Here is a 17975-nt window from a genome sequence, read left to right on the forward strand (position 1 = left end):
AGTACTAGACACGGGGGCAGTGATCTCCCCGCGCCGCGGCGGGGCGGACCGGGCCCGGGCCCAGCGGGTGGGGTCCCAGGTCAGGCGGTCGGCAACCCGGGTTGCCGACCACCTGACGTTCTACCGACCACCCGACGTGCCGACCACCCGCACACAGCCGGGCAGCACCCCTCAGGCCTGCGGGAGCTCCTTGCGGGACTCGCGGCGGGGGCGCTTGGGCTCCTCGCCCGCGGCCTTGAGGCCGGCGCGCAGCTCGCGGGGCAGCGAGAACATGAGGTCCTCGGTCGCCGTCCGCACCTCGTGGACGGTGCCGAAGCCGTGGTCGGCGAGGTGCGCGATGACGTCCTGCACCAGGATCTCGGGCACGGACGCACCGGAGGTCACGCCGACCGTGGTGACGCCCTCCAGCCACTCGTCCTTGATCTCGACCTTGCGGTCCACGCGGTAGGACGCCTTGGCGCCGGCCTGCAGCGCGACCTCGACCAGCCGCACCGAGTTGGACGAGTTGGCGGAGCCGACCACGATGACGAGGTCGCACTCGGGCGCCAGCTTCTTCACCGCGACCTGGCGGTTCTGGGTGGCGTAGCAGATGTCGTCGCTGGGCGGGTCCTGCAGGGACGGGAACTTCTCGCGCAGCCGGCGGACGGTCTCCATGGTCTCGTCGACCGAGAGCGTGGTCTGCGAGATCCACACGACCTTGTCGGGGTCACGGACCACGACCTGGTCGACCTCGTCGGGCGAGTTGACGATCTGCACGTGCTCGGGCGCCTCACCGGCGGTGCCCTCGACCTCCTCGTGACCGGTGTGCCCGATCAGCAGGATGTCGTAGTCGTCCTTGGCGAACCGCACGGCCTCCTTGTGCACCTTGGTGACCAGGGGGCAGGTCGCGTCGATCGTGTCGAGGCTGCGCGCCACGGCCGAGGCGCGCACGGCGGGCGACACACCGTGCGCGGAGAACACGAGCCGGCTGCCCTCGGGCACCTCGTCGGTCTCGTTGACGAAGATGGCGCCGCGCTCGCGCAGCGTCTCCACCACGTGCTTGTTGTGGACGATCTCCTTGCGCACGTACACGGGTGCGCCGTAGGTCTCCAGTGCCTTCTCGACGGCGACCACCGCGCGGTCCACGCCGGCGCAATAACCGCGGGGTGCAGCCAGCAGGACGCGCTTCGTCTGGGTCCGGGCAGGGCGCTCAGGGCTCGTGACACTCACAGGTGCAGTCTAGGGGCGGTGTAAGGAGGGCTTGTGTCGGTGGTGGGTGGCAGGGTTGGACACGTGACGGAACCCACCCAGCAGACCCTCCCGGCCGAGCTGCCCGCCAAGGCGCTCGACACCACCCCCACGAGCCCCTGGCCGGTCCGGGTGCTGTCGGAGAAGATCAAGGGCTACATCGACCGGATGCCGCCGGTCTGGGTCGAGGGGCAGGTGGTGCAGTTCAACATGCGCCCCGGTTCCGGCATGCAGTGGCTGACCCTCCGGGACACCGACGCCGACGCGTCCCTGCCCGTGACGATCTTCTCGCGGGTCCTCGGCACCCTGGCGCAGCCCCCGGCCGAGGGCGACCACGTGGTGGTGCACGCCAAGCCCGTCTTCTGGACCAAGCGCGGCACGCTGCAGATGCAGGCCAACGAGATCAAGGCCGTCGGCGTGGGCGAGCTGCTGGCCCGGATCGAGGCCCTGAAGAAGGTGCTGGCGGCCGAGGGCCTGTTCGACGCCTCCCGCAAGCGGAGCCTCCCGTTCCTTCCCGCCGTGGTCGGGCTGGTCTGCGGGCGCGAGTCCAAGGCGGAGCACGACGTCGTCGTCAACGCCCGGGCCCGCTGGCCCCAGGTCCGGTTCGAGATCCGCGAGGTCGCGGTGCAGGGCGTCAACGCGGTGCGCGAGGTGTCGGCCGCCGTCGCCGAGCTCGACCAGGACCCGCGCGTCGAGGTCATCGTCGTGGCCCGCGGCGGCGGCTCGGTCGAGGACCTGCTGCCGTTCAGCAACGAGTCGCTGGTGCGCGCCGTCGCGCAGACCCGCACTCCCCTGGTCAGCGCGATCGGCCACGAGACGGACGCGCCGCTGCTCGACCTGGTCGCCGACTACCGCGCCTCGACCCCCACCGACGCCGCCAAGCGGATCGTCCCCGACGTCTCCGAGGAGCGGCTCCGCCTCACCCAGGCACGCAGCCGGATGCGCGGCGCCGTCGCCGCCATGCTGGACCGCGAGCAGCGAGGGCTCGACGGCGTCCGCTCCCGTCCCGTGCTCGCGATGCCGCAGACCATGCTGGAGTCGCGTGAGCGCGACGTCCGGCAGTCGATCCGGCACGGCCGGCACGCGCTGGACGCCCTGCTGCTGCGGGCCGGCGGCGAGATCGGCCGGCTCGCGGCCCAGGTACGGGCGCTGTCGCCGGCCTCGACACTGGAGCGCGGCTACGCCGTCGTGCAGCGCGCGGACGGCCACGTGGTCCGCCACCCCGACGACGTCGCGGTGGGCGACGGCCTGCACGTGCGCCTCGCCGAGGGTGCGTTGGACGCGGAAGTCACAGCGACGAGGCCCTAGGACCGGACGCACTGCCCGTGGCGCGGCGGAATCGCGTCGCGAGGCGGTCGAACGCGGTCGCGAGCTCGCGCCCCTCGATCACCTCGATGTCGACATCGAGCTGTGCCATCCACAGTGCGATCTGGTCCGGGTCGTCGAACCGCAGCCCGACTCGGCAGGTGGCCCCGTCGACCACCTCGATGTCCACCGGGACCGAAGCCTTTGCGGCAATCTCTGCGGCGGGAGCGTGCACGAGCACCTGGGCGCGCTTCGTCGCTGCACCCCTGGTCACCCGTCCGACGACGTACTCGACGGCCTCGGCCGCGGGGATCACGCGCGGGCGGAACCGCGCACCCGTGGGTCCGTGCGGAACCATGCGGTCGACACGGAAGACCCGCCAGTCGGCCCGATCGAGGTCCCATGCGAGCAGATACCAGAGCGGTCCCCAGCTGACCAGCCGCTGCGGTTCGGTGTGGCGCGCCGCTTCGCCGGACCCGGGCTTCGTGTATCCGAACCGGAGCCGTTCGTGGCCGCGGATCGCGGCGGCGACCGTACCGAGAACCGAGAGATCGAGCGGCGGTTCGGCCCCCGACACAGCGCTGGTGGCCTCGCGCACCGCCTCCACGCGTCGACGGAGGCGCGAGGGCAGCACCTGCTCCAGCTTTGCGAGCGCCGTGAGCGACGTCTCCTCGACACCGAGCCCCCGGGCCGCCACCGCACCCAGTCCGACTGCGACGGCGACGGCCTCCTCGTCATCGAGCAGCAGCGGGGGCATCGCCGTCCCCGCGACGAGCCGGTACCCACCAGCCACGCCGGGGCGAGCGTCCACGGGGTAACCGAGCGACCGCAGCTTGCCGATGTCAGCGCGAACGGTCCTCGTGCTGACACCGAGACGCCCGGCGAGCTGTGAACTCGTCCAGTCGCGCCTGAGCTGAAGCAAGGACAGCAGCTCGAGCAGGCGGGCCGAGGTCTCCAGCATGTTCATGATCATTCCAGCAATCGCGGAAGCTAACCTGCCGCATTATCAGGGAATCTGGGCGGCATGAACGAGAACACCGCCCTTGCACCGTTCCGCATCGCCATTCCTCAGGCCGACGTCGACGAGCTGCGCGACCGGCTGGCGCACACACGCTGGCCGGTCCCCGTGCCCGGCCGGGCCGACCACACCGACTTCGACCGGGGTACCCCCGTGGGCTACCTGCAGGAGCTCACGGAGTACTGGCGCGACGGGTTCGAGTGGCGTGCACAGGAAGCAAGGCTCAACGAGTTCGAACAGTTCACGACGGTCATCGATGGTCAGACGTTCCACCTGGTCCACGCGCGATCGGCGAATGACCGGGCCATACCGTTGATCCTGAGCAACGGCTGGCCAGGCTCGTTCGTCGAGTACCAGGAGCTCGTCCCGCTGCTGACCGACGAGTTCCACGTGGTCATCCCGTCGCTGCCCGGTCTCGGGTTCTCCACCCCGCTGTCAGGAACCGGCTGGCAGCTGGAACGAACGGCGGACGCCTATGCCGAGATCATGACGCGCCTCGGCTACGAGCGGTTCGCGGCCCACGGCACCGACATCGGCGCGGGCACCACCTCACGGCTCGCGGCGGTCTACCCGGAGCGTGTCCTCGGAATGCATCTGGGCGTTGACCGAGGGTGGCTCGGGTTGGTCGGCGACATGTTGCCCTACCCCGAGGGCCTGTCCGGGGACGAGAGCACCCAGCTCGAGGAACTGCGCGCGGAGAGCGCCGCCGACCGGGGGTACGTCGGGATGCACAACCACCGGCCGGACACGATCGGTGCGGTGCTCACCGACACGCCGGTCGGTCAGCTGGCGTGGATCGCGGAGAAGTTCAAGCGCCGGACCGCTGACGGCTACCGCAAGCCTGGCGTCGACCGGGACCAGCTCCTCACCAACATCAGCCTGTACTGGTTCACACGCAGTGGCGCGTCGATCGCGCAGTTCTACTACGAGTCGGAGCACTCCGGGGCGGGCATGTCCATGGCTCCCGGAGTACCGTCGGGATGGGCGCTGTTCGACGCCGATCCGCTCGTGCGCCGCGCGATGGACCCGCTGCGTGCGGTCGGTCACTGGAGCGAGTTCGCCGAGGGCGGTCACTTCCCGGCGATGGAGGAGCCGAAGCTGCTCGCAGACGACCTCCACGCCTTCTTCCGCGAGGTCTGCTGAACCGGGTCGGCAGCCGGCGGCCAACAGTAGAGGCCAGAACCTGTCCGCATCACCCGGAAAGGTGGATGTCATGACCGAGAACACCGCACTCACGCCGTTCCGTATCGACATCCCGCAGGCCGACCTCGACGACCTGCACGACCGGCTCGACCGCACGCGCCGGCCGCTTCCCGTCCCCGGCCGCGACGACCGGACGGACTTCAGCCGCGGCATCCCGCAGGCCTACCTGAACGAGCTCGCCGACTACTGGCGCCACGGGTTCGACTGGCGCGCCCAGGAGGCCGCGCTCAACACGTACGAGCAGGTCACCACGGTTGTGGACGGGCAGACGTTCCACGTGGTGCACGTGCGGTCGGCGAACCCGGAGGCCACGCCGATCATCCTGAGCCACGGCTGGCCCGGCTCGTTCGTCGAGTACCAGCGCCTGATCCCGCTGCTCACCGACCGGTTCCACGTGGTGGTCCCGTCCCTGCCGGGCTTCGGGTTCTCGACGCCGCTGTCGGGCACCGGCTGGGAGGTCGCCCGCACCACGGCGGCGTACGCCGAGATCATGACCCGGCTCGGCTACGAGCGGTTCGCCGCCCACGGCACCGACATCGGCGCGGGCACCACCGGCCGCCTCGCGGCGCTCTACCCCGAGCGGGTCATCGGCACCCACGTGGGCAGCGACGGCCGCTCGCTCGGCATGGTGGGCGACAAGTTCCCGTACCCCGAGGGCCTGACGGAGGACGAGATCGCGCAGATCGAGGCGGTCCGCGCCAAGGACACGGCCGAGCGCGGCTACTTCGAGATGCAGAACCACCGCCCCGACACCATCGGCGCGGCCCTGACCGACTCCCCCGTGGGCCAGCTCGCGTGGATCGCCGAGAAGTTCCAGACCTGGACCAACCCCGCCCGCGCCACGCCCGACGAGGCCGTGGACCGCGATCAGCTGCTGACCAACGTCAGCCTCTACTGGTTCACCCGCAGCGGCGCCTCCAGCGCGCAGTTCTACTACGAGGCCGAGCACTCGGGCCTGGACTGGGTCGCGCCCTCGGGCGTGCCCGCGGGCTGGGCCGTGTTCGACACCCACCCGCTCATGCGCCGCGCGCTGGACCCGTGGAACGCCATGAACCACTGGAGCGAGTTCACGGAGGGCGGGCACTTCCCGGCGATGGAGGAGCCGGAGCTCCTGGCCGGGGACATCCGCACCTTCTTCGACGGCCTCGCCTGAGCTCACACCCGGCGGGCCACGAACACCCACTCCAGCCCGGGCCGGTCCGGCGCGTCCAGCACCTCGTCGACCACGAACCCGGCGTCCGCCAGCGACGCCTCGATCTCGTCGCGCTCCCGGAACCGCAGCGTCGAGACCGAGGTGACCACGTCGCCGTCGGGCAGCAGGCCGGGCGGGAACCGGTAGGTCCCCTGGAAGGTGACCAGGGGGAGCGCTACCTCCAGCAGGTCGTTCCACGTCTCGACGCGTCCGATCCCGGGGATGTCGCGGGACGCCGACCGGCTCTCGCGGGTCCAGCCGAGCCAGGCCTGACGGGCCGGCACCCGGGTCTCGAACACGAGGACGCCGCCGGGCCGGAGCGCGTCGTGCACCGCCGCGAGCGCCCCGGCCCAGTCGTCGTCGCCGGTGAAGACCTGGGCGACGTTGCCGGTCATCGTCGCGAGGTCGGCGGCGAGGCCGAGCCCGGCGGCGGCGTCGGCCCCGCCCTCGACCCAGGTGACGGCGTCGGCCCCGGGCTTGCTGCGGGCCACCTCGAGCGACGCGGCGGCGGGGTCGATGCCGGTCACGTCCAGCCCGCGGGCGGCGAGCAGGAGGGCGAGCACCCCGGTGCCGCAGCCGACGTCGAGCACGGTGCGGGCGCCGAACCGCTCGGCGAGGCCGACGTAGAGGTCGAGGTCGCCGCGGTCGTCGTCGAAGGCGTCGTAGAGCCGCGCGAGCCGGGGGTCCACGAAGATCGGGTCGGGTGTGGTCATGGCAACATGTTCACCCGACTTCCGGGCCACCCCAAGGACATTTCGTCGCGTACGGTCAGGTGAGATCGGAAGGCGAGGCCGGACGAGTCAGCGGCCGCTCCGACGGCTCCGGCTCCTTCCGGGATCCTTGCACCACCCCAGGGAGAGCACCATGACAGGCGATGTGGACACCACGCTCGACGACGCCGCGGAGGTCTTCGCGACGGCCAGGAAACGGCTGTTCGGCATCGCCTACCGCATGCTCGGCTCCGCGGCGGAGGCCGAGGACGTGGTGCAGGAGACCTGGGTGCGGTGGCAGACGACGGACCGCTCGGTGGTGCTGAACCCGCAGGCCTTCCTGACGACGGCGGCGACCCGGCTGGCGATCAACGTGCTGCAGAGCGCGCGGTCGCGACGTGAGACGTACATCGGCCCGTGGCTGCCCGAGCCGGTGGACACGAGCGACGACCCGACGCTCGGCGCGGAGCGGGCCGAGGCGCTGGACGTCGCCGTGCTGGTGCTGCTCGAGAAGCTCACGCCGACCGAGCGCGCGGCGTACGTGCTGCGCGAGGCGTTCGACTACGGGTACCCGGAGATCGCGCAGATCGTGGGTGTCTCCCCCACGGCCACCCGGCAGCTCGTGAGCCGGGCCCGCAAGCACCTGGCCTCGGAGCGGCGCAACGAGGTGAGCACGACGGCGCGCCAGGACCTCCTGGCGGCGTTCCTCGCGGCGGCGCGGGCCGGCGACGTCGCCCGGCTGGAGCGCCTGTTCGCGGAGGACGTCGTGACGCGCGCGGACAGCAACGGCCGGGCCAAGCACGTCGCCCGGGTCGTGGTCCAGGGCCGGAACAAGGTGGCCCGCGTCCTGTCGTCGTTCGCGGAGACGTTCTGGGCGGGCATCACCACGCGCCCCGTCGAGGTCAACGGCGCGGAGGGCTTCGCGATGGAGCGGGACGGCGAGCTCGTCGGTGTCCTGTCCGTCGTGGTCTCCGACCAGGGCCTGCACGAGCTCATGTGGCAGATGAACCCGGAGAAGACGGAGCCGCTCCGGCGGGCCTGGGCGAACCAGGCCGCGCCGGAGGCCGGCGCCGGGGAGGCTACGCCTGAGCCGCCCGCCACTGCTCGTAGCTGACCTCGCCCAGCAGGGGCTCGCCGCCGCTGGGGACGAGCTCGGCGTCCTTGAGCGCCGCGCCGAAGTAGGTCGCGCTCGGGTCGGCGACCACCTCGCGGGTGTCGCCCTTCGAGGCGAGGTGCTTGCGCACGATCTCGTCGAAGCCGAAGGTCTCCGGCCCGGCGATCTCGATGGTCGTGCCGAGCGGCGTCCCGGCGGCGGTCCGGCCGACGAACCTGGCGACGTCCGCCGAGGCGATCGGCTGGAAGCGGACCGGGGCGATGTGCACGACGCCGTCGACGGTCGCCGTGTCGGCGATCGAGGCGAGGAACTCGAAGAACTGGGTGGACCGGACGATCGACCAGCCCGAGCCGGAGGCCTTGACCAGGTCCTCCTGCACGACCTTGGCGCGCATGTAGCCGGAGTCGATGCCGTCGGCGCCCACGATCGAGAGGATCACGTGGTGCTGCACGCCGGCCTTCTTCTCCGCCTCGAGCAGGTTCGTCGTCGAGGTCCGGAAGAAGTTGGTGACGTCCTCCTCCGCGAACGAGGGCGAGTTGCTGAGGTCGATGACGACCTGCGCGCCCTCGAGCACCTCGGCGAGACCCTCGCCGGTCAGGGTGTTCACGCCGGTCTGCGGCGCGGCGGCCACTGCCTCGTGCCCGTGCTCGGTCAGGTTGTGGACGACCTGGCTGCCGACGAGGCCGGTGCCGCCGATGACCACGATCTTCATGGTGTGCTCCTTTGGTTCGCATCGCACGCGCGACGGACCCGTTCGGCCCGTCATGCTCTCGACCGGGAGCACCCTCGATCTGTGACAACCCCGTGGGACGGCGCTCCGGGCGGGGTTGCTACGGTTCGCACGTGGCGACCATCCGACATCTCCTGTTCGATGCCGACGGCGTGCTCCAGCAGGTCCGCGGCGGCTTCTACACCGCGGCGGAGGCGCTGCTGGGCGAGCACGCGCGCGCCGTGCTGGACGAGGCGTCCCGACGCGAGCGGTCGTTCCTGGCCGGCGACGAGGACTTCCTGCCGGTGATCGCCGAGGTGCTGCGCGAGCAGGGTCTCGACGTCGCGGCGGCCGATCTGTACGCGGCGGTGTGGCAGAACACCGAGCCGTCGGCGGCGTCGTTCGACCTGGTCCGGAGGTTGCGCGCGGCCGGCTACGGGGTGCACCTCGGGACCAACCAGGTGCACCGGCGGGCCGAGCACATGCGCCGGACGCTCGGGTACGACGACGTGTTCGACGTGAGCCTGTACTCGTGCGAGCTCGGCGTCGCGAAGCCGGACCCGGCCTTCTTCGAGAAGGCGGCCACCCGGATCGGGGCCGAGCCCGCCGAGATCCTGTTCGTCGACGACCATCCCGCCAACGTGGCCGGCGCCCGGTCCACGGGCATGGCCGCCGTGCACTGGTGCCTCGACGAGGGCCACGAGGCGCTCGTGGAACGCCTCGCCGAGCACGGCGTGCGCGCGGCCGGCCAGCGCCCGGCCGGCGCGGCCGGTTAGCGCTCCCGCTCGACCCGGCGCTCGTCCCAGACGGGTTCCGGGGTCTCGCGTACCACGCCGTCGGACCCGAAGACGAGGTACCGGTCGAACGACCGCGCGAACCAGCGGTCGTGCGTCACGGCCAGGACGGTCCCGTCGAACGACTCCAGGCCCTCCTGGAGCGCCTCGGCCGACTCGAGGTCGAGGTTGTCGGTCGGCTCGTCGAGCAGCAGCGCGGTCGACCCGGCGAGCTCCAGCAGCAGGATCTGGAACCGGGCCTGCTGGCCGCCGGACAGGCGGTCGAACGGCCTGTCCGCCTGCTCGGTGAGCTCGTACCGGCGCAGCCGGGCCATCGCCTTGCCCTTGTCCTGGGCGTGGTCCTCCCACAGGATGTCGAGCAGCGCGCGCCCGAAGAGCTCGGGGTGCGCGTGCGTCTGCGCGAAGTGGCCCGCGACCACGCGAGCGCCGAGCTTCCACGAACCGCTGTGCGCGACGGAGCCGCCCGCGAGCAGCCGCAGGAAGTGCGACTTGCCCGAGCCGTTCGAGCCGAGCACCGCGACGCGCTCGCCGTAGAAGACCTCCAGGTCGAACGGCTTCATGAGCCCCGTGAGCTCCAGCCCCTCGCAGGTCACGGCCCGCAGGCCGGTGCGCCCCCCGCGCAGGTGCATCGTGATGTCCTGCTCGCGCGGCGGCTCGGGCGGCGGGCCGACCTCCTCGAACTTGCGCAGGCGGGTCTGCGCCGCGCGGTAGCGCGAGGCCATGTCGGGGCTGCTCGCGGCCTGGTTGCGCAGGGTCAGCACCAGCTTCTTGAGCTGGGCGTGCTTCTCGTCCCAGCGCCGGCGCAGCTCCTCGAACCGCGCGAACCGCTCGCGCCGCGCGTCGTGGAACGTCGCGAACCCGCCGCCGTGCACCCAGGCGTCCGCGCCCGCGGGGCCGGGCTCCAGCGACACGATGCGGTCGGCGGCGCGCGAGAGCAGCTCACGGTCGTGGGACACGAACAGGACCGTCTTCTTGGTGGCCTGGAGCTGCTCCTCCAGCCAACGCTTGCCGGGCACGTCCAGGTAGTTGTCCGGCTCGTCGAGCAGCAGCACCTCGTCGGTGCCGCGCAGCAGCGCCTCCAGCACGAGCCGCTTCTGCTCGCCGCCCGACATGGTGCGCACCTCACGGAACTGCGCGCGGTCGTACGGCACGCCGAGCGCCGCCATGGTGCACACGTCCCACAGCGTCTCGGCCTCGTACCCGCGCACCTCGGCCCAGTCGGACAGCGCCTGGGCGTAGGCCATCTGCGCGGCCTCGTCGTCGACGGTGAGCATCGCGTGCTCCGCCTCGTCGACGCGGCGCGCCACCTCGCGCAGCCGGGGCTCGGAGACGGAGACCAGCAGGTCGCGCACCGTGGTCTCGTCCCGCACCGAGCCGACGAACTGGCGCATGACGCCGAGCCCGCCGCTCACCACGACCGAGCCTCCGTGCGGCACGAGCTCGCCCGTGATCAGGCGCAGCAGCGTGGTCTTGCCCGCTCCGTTGGGGCCGACGATCGCCGTGGCGCTGCCCTCGCCCACACGGAACGAGACGTCCCCCAGGAGGGTCCGGCCATCAGGCAGGTGGTACTCGACGTGCGCGACTTCTAGATGGCCCATGGGTCACCATGGTCCGATGCCGGACCGGTCCGGACCAAACTGATTCCGCGCCGCCCGTGGGAGCCGCCCGTCGAACCTGTGGACAGCGGACCACGGATGTCGGCGGTGTGCTGTTGACTGTTCCCCGTGAGTACAGATGCTGTGACGGATGCTGGAGCCGAACCCGACGTCGCCTCGCTGAGCTACGAGCAGGCGCGTGACGAGCTGGTGCAGGTCGTCGGCCGCCTGGAGGCGGGCGGTGAGCCGCTGGAGGCGTCGCTCGCGCTCTGGGAGCGCGGCGAGGCCCTGGCCGCGCGCTGCCAGGAGTGGCTGGACGGCGCCCGCGAGCGCCTCGCGGCCGCCCAGAACGCGTCGACGACGACGCCCGACTCACCGGAGGAGGCCGAATGAGCGCGCACGTGCTCGCCGTGGGCGAGGCCCTCGTGGACGAGGTGCACCGGCCCGACGGCTCGGCCGCCGAGCACCCGGGCGGCAGTGTCGCCAACGTGGCCCTGACCCTGGGCCGCCTGGAGCGGGAGGTCCGGCTCGCCACGTGGCTCGCCGCCGACGCGCGGGGCGACCTGGTCCGGGGCTGGCTCGCCGAGTCGGCGGTCGCCCTGGTCAAGGGGAGCGACGGCGCGGAGCGCACGAGCGTCGCGGTCGCCACGCTGGACGACGCCGGGTCGGCCACCTACGACTTCGACCTCACCTGGGAGGTCCCCGCGGGGGCCCTGCCGGACGCCGCCGAGGCCGCGGACGCCCCGCTCGCCGTCCACACCGGCTCGATCGCGGCGATGCTCGAACCGGGCGCCACGCAGGTCCGCCAGGTGCTGGAGACCGCGCGCGGCACATCGACCACGACGTACGACCCGAACGCCCGGCCGGCGATCATGGGCGAGCCGCAGGAGGTGCGGCCGCGCGTCGAGGCACTCGTGCGGCTCTCCGACGTGGTCAAGGTGAGCGACGAGGACCTGGCCTGGCTCTACCCCGGCACCGACCCGGTGGCCGTGGCCCGCGACTGGCAGCGTGGCACGCCCGCGCTCGTGGTGGTCACGTTCGGCGGCAAGGGTGCGGTCGCCGTGTCCGACGCCGGCGAGGTCGAGGCCACCGCCCCGCGCGTCGACGTGGTCGACACCGTGGGCGCCGGCGACTCGTTCATGGGCGCCCTGATCGACGGCCTCTGGGAGCACGACCTGCTGGGCGCCGCCCGGCGGGACGCCCTGAACGCCGTCAGCACGGCCACGGTGCAGCACGTGCTGGACCGCTGCGTCGCCGTCGCCGCCATCACTGTTTCCCGGGCGGGTGCCAACCCGCCGCATCGTCAGGAGGTCGGCCTGTGAGCACCAACGAGATCACCGCACCGCTGAGCCCGCGCGACGCCTGGACGCGGCTGCGCGAGGGCAACGACCGGTTCGTCGCCGACACGCCGGCGCACCCGTCGCAGAACGCGGACCGGCGGCGCGAGCTGCAGGCCGCACAGCACCCGCACACCGTGATCTTCGGCTGCTCGGACTCCCGGGTCGCCGCGGAGATCATCTTCGACCAGGGCCTGGGCGACGTGTTCGTGGTCCGCACCGCGGGCCACGTCGTGGACACGACGGTGGTCGGGTCGATCGAGTACGGCGTGGAGGTGCTCGGCGCGTCGCTCGTCGTGGTGCTGGGACACGACTCCTGCGGGGCCGTCGCCGCCGCCGCGCACACCCTGGCCACGGGCGAGCAGCCGCCGGGCTTCGTGCGCGCCGTCGTGGACCGGGTCATCCCGTCGATCGCGAGCATCACCTCGGGCGACCCGGCCCAGGCCATGGCCGCGCTGTCCGACCAGAACGTGCTGCGCCGCGAGCACGTGAAGCACACCGTCGACATGCTCCACGGCTACTCGGCCGCGCTCGCCGACGCCGTCAAGGAGGGCAGGTGCGCCGTGGTCGGCCTGGAGTACGACCTGGCCGAGGGCAGCGCGCGCATGGTGAACGTGATCGGCGAGGTGGGCGAGCTGCCCTGACCGCCGGGTGACCGGGGGCTCGGGGCCGGGGTGACACGAGTCACGCGCTGGGACGCGTCACCCGCCCGAGCCTGCGGCACGATAGACCCATGACTGCTGACACCGTCGTCTCGTCGGGCTCGTCCGAGCCCGGCGACACCAACGCCGCATACCGCATCGAGCACGACACCATGGGCGAGGTCCGGGTCCCCGCGAACGCCCTGTACCGTGCGCAGACGCAGCGTGCCGTGGAGAACTTCCCGATCTCCGGCACCCCGCTGGAGCGGGGCCACATCGAGGCCCTCGCCCGCGTGAAGAAGGCCGCCGCGACCGCGAACGCGGAGCTGGGGGTGCTCGACCAGGACATCGCCGACGCCATCGTCGCCGCGGCCGACGAGGTCGCCTCCGGCAAGCACGACGGCCACTTCCCGATCGACGTCTACCAGACCGGTTCGGGCACGTCGTCGAACATGAACACCAACGAGGTGCTGGCGACGCTGGCCACGGCCTCGCTCGGCAAGGACGTGCACCCGAACGACCACGTCAACGCCTCGCAGTCCTCCAACGACGTCTTCCCCACCTCCGTGCACGTCGCGGCGACGTCGGGCGTCGTCAACGACCTGATCCCCGCGCTGAACCACCTGGCCGAGGCGCTGCAGGCGAAGTCGGACGAGTTCGCGACCGTGGTGAAGTCCGGCCGCACGCACCTCATGGACGCCACCCCGGTCACCCTCGGCCAGGAGTTCGGCGGGTACGCCGCCGCGATCCGCTACGGCGTCGAGCGGCTGCAGGCCGCGCTGCCCCGCGCGGCCGAGGTCCCGCTGGGCGGCACCGCCGTGGGCACCGGCATCAACACGCCCGCCGGCTTCCCGCAGCGGGTCATCGCGCTGCTCGCGCAGGACACGGGCCTGCCGCTGACCGAGGCGCGCGACCACTTCGAGGCGCAGTCCGCGCGGGACGGCCTGGTCGAGCTGTCGGGCGCGCTGCGCACCATCGCCGTCTCCGTGACGAAGATCTGCAACGACCTGCGCTGGATGGGCTCCGGCCCCAACACGGGCCTGGGCGAGATCGCGCTGCCCGACCTGCAGCCGGGCTCCTCGATCATGCCGGGCAAGGTCAACCCGGTCATCCCCGAGGCCGTCCTCATGGTCTGCGCGCGCGTGATCGGCAACGACGCCACCGTCGCGTGGGCCGGCGCGAGCGGCTCGTTCGAGCTGAACGTGCAGATCCCGGTGATCGCGCAGGGTGTGCTGGAGTCGATCCGCCTGCTGTCGAACTCGTCGCGCGTGCTCGCGGACAAGACGATCGTCGGCATCACCGCGAACGTCGACCGCGCCCGCGCGCTGGCCGAGTCGTCGCCGTCGATCGTCACGCCGCTCAACCGCACCATCGGCTACGAGGCCGCGGCCAAGGTCGCCAAGCACGCGGTCAAGGAGGGCATCACGGTGCGTCAGGCCGTGCTCGACCTCGGCTTCGTCGAGCGCGGCGAGGTCACCGAGGAGCAGCTCGACACGGCGCTCGACGTCCTGTCGATGACGCGCCCGCCCCGGGGCTGACACCGGGTACGTAGCCCTCCGTGGCCGACGAGAAGGGCCGCTTCCTCCAGGAGGAAGCGGCCCCTTTCGTGGTGCGGGGGGTCGTCAGGCGACCGGGGTGCCCTCGCCCGCCGGGAGCGCGGCCGCGGTGGCCTCCGCGTTCTCCTTGGTGTTCGCGATGATGACAGCGGCGGCGACCGCGGCACCGACCGTGGCGACGGCCGCGACCGAGGCCGCAATGGCGACCTGCGTGGCGACGGTGGCGACGCCCCACTCGCTGCCGGCGATCTCCTCGGCGCGGTCCTGGGCGGCCTTGCGCTGCTCCTTGCCGACCACGCCGGCGATCAGGCCGGAGCCGTGCAGCAGGGAGATGAGGGTGGCGGTGCGCTCGTCGGGCTCGGCGCCCTCGACGAGGACCTTGACGAGGTTCGCGCGCAGCGCGGTCTCGTGGCTCGAGTCGGGGGCCGGCCAGCGGGTGATGGGGAGCATGCGGAAGAGCTTGGTCTCCTCCTTCTCCAGGATGCCCCGCTCGACGAGCGCGGCCAGGAGGTTCTCCTCGGCGTCCTTGGAGATCGCCTCGACGACCTTGCGGGCCGGGGCGTCGGGCGTGGCGAGCACGGACTGCAGCGCGGCGTCGAGGGCGACGTGGCCCGTGGGGGCGTTGTCGGTGACGATGATCGTGGCGTCACCGGCCTTCTCACGCTCCTCCTTGGTGGCGCCGGCCTCCGGAGCACCCCGCAGCAGGGTCTTGCGGGCGTCGGAAAGGTCGGCGAGGAGCGCACCGGCGAGGCGAACACCCAGGTTGTCGACGTTGGCGAGCTTGCCCGTCTCGTCGTCGACGGCAAGCAGCAGGAAGTCTTCGGCAATAAGCATGAGGCGATGCTATATCCGACAAGCGAGACAAGCCCGGATTCAACCAATGGACGAGAACCACGCGTTTAGCCTCGACTATGGTTAGCCTTACCTAAGGTGCTATCCTTCGGATGCACGCAGGGGGAGGCGGACTGCCGGACATGCGGGGCTGGGGGGTTCCGTCCGGCCGGTCCGCCCTCCCCAGTGCCAGAAGTTCAGCAGGAACCAGAAGCCCAGGTCATTTGCGGTGACCTGGGCTTCTGGCATGTCGGCGGGCGCGACCCGCGGGGCGTCAGACCTCCAGGCGCTCCAGCATGTCGGTCACCAGCGCCGCCACCGGCGAACGCTCCGACCGGGTCAGGGTCACGTGCGCGAACAACGGGTGGCCCTTGAGCGCCTCGATCACGGCCGCGACGCCGTCGTGCCGCCCCACCCGCAGGTTGTCGCGCTGGGCGACGTCGTGGGTGAGCACCACACGCGAGCTCTGGCCGATGCGGGAGAGCACCGTGAGCAGCACGTTCCGCTCCAGGGACTGCGCCTCGTCGACGATCACGAACGAGTCGTGCAGCGAGCGCCCGCGGATGTGCGTGAGCGGCAGCACCTCGAGCATGTCGCGGGCGATGACCTCCTCGACGACGTCGGGCGAGACGAGTGCCCCGAGCGTGTCGTAGACGGCCTGCGACCAGGGGTTCATCTTCTCGGACTCGGAACCGGGCAGGTAGCCCAGCTCCTGCCCGCCCACCGCGTACAGCGGCCGGAAGACGAGCACCTTGCGGTGCTGCTGCCGCTCGAGCACGGACTCCAGGCCGGCGCACAGGGCGAGCGCCGACTTGCCGGTGCCGGCCCGGCCACCGAGGGAGACGATCCCGATCTCCTCGTCGAGCAGCAGGTCGATCGCGACGCGCTGCTCGGCCGAGCGACCGTGCACGCCGAACACCTCCTGGTCGCCGCGGACGAGCCGCACCCGCTTGTCCGCCGTGACCCGGCCCAGCGCGGAGCCGCTCGGGGAGTGCACCACCATGCCCGTGTGCACCAGCAGCGGGGAGGCCGCCTCGACCGTGGCCGGGTCCAGGGCCGCGATCTCGACGGAGTCGTTCTCCCAGAGGGAGCCCATCTGCTCGTCCGACAGGTCGATCTCGCGCATGCCGGTCCAGCCGGAGTCCACCGCGAGCTCGGCCCGGTACTCCTCGGCCTGGAGACCGACGGCAGAGGCCTTCACCCGCATCGGGAGGTCCTTGGAGACGACGGTGACGATGCTGCCCTCGGCCGCCAGGTTGGCGGCCACGGCCAGGATCCGCGTGTCGTTGTCGCCCAGCCGGAAGCCGGCGGGCAGGACCGAGGGGTCGATGTGGTTGAGCTCCACCCGGAGCGTGCCGCCCGTGTCCCCCACGGGCACCGGCGAGTCGAGCCGGCCGTGCTGCACGCGCAGCTCGTCCAGCATCCGCAGGGCGCTCCGGGCGAAGTACCCGAGCTCGGCGTGGTGGCGCTTGGCCTCCAGCTCCGTGACGACCACGATCGGGAGTACGACGTCGTGCTCCGCGAACCGCAACATCGCCTTCGGGTCACTCAACAGCACTGACGTGTCGATGACGAAGGTCCTGCGTTCGTCACCTGCCGGGCCGGGGGCGGCGTCGGCACTCTGGTCGGACTGACGGGTGGTGTGTGCGGAATGGCTCACTGCGGTTCTCCCTCCGGCGCCGAAACGCCGTGACAGCCTCGTCGCTACCTGGCGGGTACCGCCCGCCGGCGGAACCGACCCGGTCGAACCGGGGCTGGTGGATGGGCCGAGCGACCGACTCGGTGCGCCGCGGCGTGGCGCAGAGCCGGGGCCGGCCCTTCTCCACGGAGCGAGCACTCCATAGGTTGGCCTCCCGAAGGGGCGACTGGGTGCCGTCCCTGAGGTGGAAACTACGCGCACTGCCATCCCGTGACCAGACCCACGCCCCGGCGGGTCGCAAGTTGTCACGAACTGTTCACATGGTGGCAATAGCTTGATTTTTAGCTAAAGACACGGCAAAACTCGCAGAGAGGCACGCCCAGGCGGCAGGATGGTCGCATGGCTTACTTCGCCGTCCTGCTCCGCGCCGTGAACATCGGACCCGGCTTGCGCGTGACGTCCGCCGACCTGCGCGGCGCCGCCGACGACGCGGGTCTCGCCGACGCCCGCACGCTGCTCAACAGCGGCAACCTCGTGGTCACACCGGGCAGCTCCGGCGCGAGCCGGGCCGACGACGTCGCGCGCCTGGTGCAGGAGAAGCTCACGGCCCGGATCGGCCAGGAGGTGAGCGCCGTCGGGCTGAGCGCCGAGCGGCTGGACGCGATCGCCGCGGCCAACCCCTTCCCCGCCGCCGCGAAGGACGACCCGTCCCACCTGCAGATACACGTGCCGTTCGGCGACCTGGACGAGGCGGGTATCGCCAGGCTCGACCTGGCCAGCCCTGGCCGGGAGATGCTCGCGACCGCCGCCGGCGTGCTGTACGTGCACTACGTGGACGGGATCGGCCGGTCGAAGCTGACCCCGAAGGCCATCGACCGCGCCGTCGGGGCGCCGACGACCGCGCGCAACTGGAACACGGTCACCAAGCTGCGCGCGGCCTGCAAGCAGCCCGCTTAGTGCTCCGTCGCGCGGGTGTGGGCATCACCACCTGGTCCGTGATCCGCAGATCGCGGCATGCGTCACCGTCGCTCCTGAGGTTCTGTTCGGACCACGAGTTCCTGCCCGCGGGAACGGGCTTGAAACGTTGGAACATCGTGGCTCGAA

17 protein-coding genes are annotated in these 17975 nt (G+C 71.8%); 10 read left to right on the top strand and 7 right to left on the bottom strand.

Annotation, left to right across the window (positions count from 1 at the left end; all coding sequences use genetic code 11):
* Positions 1–171 precede the first annotated feature (171 nt).
* A complete protein-coding gene (locus ACH47X_RS17795; RefSeq protein WP_397405863.1) occupies positions 172–1209 on the bottom strand; it encodes a 4-hydroxy-3-methylbut-2-enyl diphosphate reductase in 1038 nt (345 codons plus the stop codon).
* Between the two features lie 63 nt (positions 1210–1272).
* Between ACH47X_RS17795 and xseA the strand changes: the two genes are divergently transcribed.
* Complete coding sequence (gene xseA, locus ACH47X_RS17800; RefSeq protein ID WP_397405864.1) at positions 1273–2535, top strand: exodeoxyribonuclease VII large subunit; 1263 nt, start codon at positions 1273–1275, stop codon at positions 2533–2535.
* On the opposite strand, the gene ACH47X_RS17805 is transcribed toward xseA, so the two are convergent.
* Positions 2516–3499: a helix-turn-helix transcriptional regulator gene (locus tag ACH47X_RS17805; protein WP_397405865.1), complete on the bottom strand. Its 984-nt coding sequence runs from the start codon at positions 3497–3499 to the stop codon at positions 2516–2518. The two genes, xseA and ACH47X_RS17805, sit on opposite strands and share 20 nt — an antisense overlap.
* Before the next feature lie 57 nt (positions 3500–3556).
* On the opposite strand from ACH47X_RS17805, the gene ACH47X_RS17810 reads away from it, so the two are divergent.
* The gene (locus ACH47X_RS17810; RefSeq protein ID WP_397405866.1) at positions 3557–4693 is read left to right on the top strand and encodes an epoxide hydrolase family protein; all 1137 of its coding nucleotides are present in this window, start codon (positions 3557–3559) and stop codon (positions 4691–4693) included.
* Between the two features lie 70 nt (positions 4694–4763).
* Positions 4764–5906, top strand: coding sequence for an epoxide hydrolase family protein (locus tag ACH47X_RS17815; RefSeq protein ID WP_397405867.1), 1143 nt, complete (start codon positions 4764–4766; stop codon positions 5904–5906).
* A gap of 2 nt (positions 5907–5908) precedes the next feature.
* Here the strand turns inward: ACH47X_RS17815 and ACH47X_RS17820 are convergent, their stop codons facing one another.
* Complete coding sequence (locus ACH47X_RS17820) at positions 5909–6658, bottom strand: methyltransferase domain-containing protein (RefSeq protein ID WP_397405868.1); 750 nt, start codon at positions 6656–6658, stop codon at positions 5909–5911.
* Between the two features lie 151 nt (positions 6659–6809).
* Here ACH47X_RS17820 and sigJ point away from each other — a divergent pair, with 151 nt between their 5' ends.
* Positions 6810–7769: an RNA polymerase sigma factor SigJ gene (gene sigJ, locus ACH47X_RS17825; RefSeq protein WP_397405869.1), complete on the top strand. Its 960-nt coding sequence runs from the start codon at positions 6810–6812 to the stop codon at positions 7767–7769.
* On the opposite strand, the gene ACH47X_RS17830 is transcribed toward sigJ, so the two are convergent.
* Complete coding sequence (locus ACH47X_RS17830; RefSeq protein WP_397405870.1) at positions 7735–8481, bottom strand: SDR family oxidoreductase; 747 nt, start codon at positions 8479–8481, stop codon at positions 7735–7737. The two genes, sigJ and ACH47X_RS17830, sit on opposite strands and share 35 nt — an antisense overlap.
* A 131-nt stretch (positions 8482–8612) precedes the next feature.
* On the opposite strand from ACH47X_RS17830, the gene ACH47X_RS17835 reads away from it, so the two are divergent.
* Entirely contained in the window at positions 8613–9254 is a 642-nt protein-coding gene (locus ACH47X_RS17835; protein ID WP_397405871.1) for an HAD family hydrolase, read from the top strand.
* On the opposite strand, the gene ACH47X_RS17840 is transcribed toward ACH47X_RS17835, so the two are convergent.
* Positions 9251–10870, bottom strand: coding sequence for an ABC-F family ATP-binding cassette domain-containing protein (locus ACH47X_RS17840; protein ID WP_036970338.1), 1620 nt, complete (start codon positions 10868–10870; stop codon positions 9251–9253). The two genes, ACH47X_RS17835 and ACH47X_RS17840, sit on opposite strands and share 4 nt — an antisense overlap.
* A gap of 126 nt (positions 10871–10996) precedes the next feature.
* Between ACH47X_RS17840 and ACH47X_RS17845 the strand changes: the two genes are divergently transcribed.
* The 4 genes from ACH47X_RS17845 (at position 10997) to ACH47X_RS17860 (ending at position 14383) form a co-directional block, all read left to right on the top strand.
* The gene (locus ACH47X_RS17845) at positions 10997–11260 is read left to right on the top strand and encodes an exodeoxyribonuclease VII small subunit (protein ID WP_377250284.1); all 264 of its coding nucleotides are present in this window, start codon (positions 10997–10999) and stop codon (positions 11258–11260) included.
* On the top strand, positions 11257–12189 hold the full coding sequence (locus ACH47X_RS17850; RefSeq protein ID WP_397405872.1) for a PfkB family carbohydrate kinase: 933 nt from the start codon (positions 11257–11259) through the stop codon (positions 12187–12189). The genes ACH47X_RS17845 and ACH47X_RS17850 overlap by 4 nt, the downstream gene beginning before the upstream one ends.
* Positions 12186–12848 (top strand): carbonic anhydrase, encoded by a 663-nt coding sequence (locus ACH47X_RS17855; RefSeq protein WP_397405873.1) that lies wholly within the window; start codon positions 12186–12188, stop codon positions 12846–12848. Before ACH47X_RS17850 ends, ACH47X_RS17855 begins: the two co-directional genes overlap by 4 nt.
* Positions 12849–12937: 89 nt before the next feature.
* Positions 12938–14383: a class II fumarate hydratase gene (locus tag ACH47X_RS17860; RefSeq protein ID WP_397405874.1), complete on the top strand. Its 1446-nt coding sequence runs from the start codon at positions 12938–12940 to the stop codon at positions 14381–14383.
* Between the two features lie 84 nt (positions 14384–14467).
* Here ACH47X_RS17860 and ACH47X_RS17865 read toward each other — a convergent pair whose 3' ends face one another.
* Positions 14468–15235, bottom strand: a complete 768-nt coding sequence (locus tag ACH47X_RS17865) for a GOLPH3/VPS74 family protein (protein WP_397405875.1) — start codon at positions 15233–15235, stop codon at positions 14468–14470.
* 271 nt (positions 15236–15506) lie between these two features.
* Complete coding sequence (locus ACH47X_RS17870) at positions 15507–16766, bottom strand: PhoH family protein (protein WP_397406051.1); 1260 nt, start codon at positions 16764–16766, stop codon at positions 15507–15509.
* A 504-nt stretch (positions 16767–17270) separates the two neighbouring features.
* Here ACH47X_RS17870 and ACH47X_RS17875 point away from each other — a divergent pair.
* A complete protein-coding gene (locus ACH47X_RS17875; protein WP_397405876.1) occupies positions 17271–17828 on the top strand; it encodes a DUF1697 domain-containing protein in 558 nt (185 codons plus the stop codon).
* The last annotated feature ends 147 nt before the right edge of the window (positions 17829–17975 follow it).

Source organism: Promicromonospora kroppenstedtii, from assembly GCF_044389675.1.
GTDB classification, from domain to species: domain Bacteria; phylum Actinomycetota; class Actinomycetes; order Actinomycetales; family Cellulomonadaceae; genus Promicromonospora; species Promicromonospora kroppenstedtii.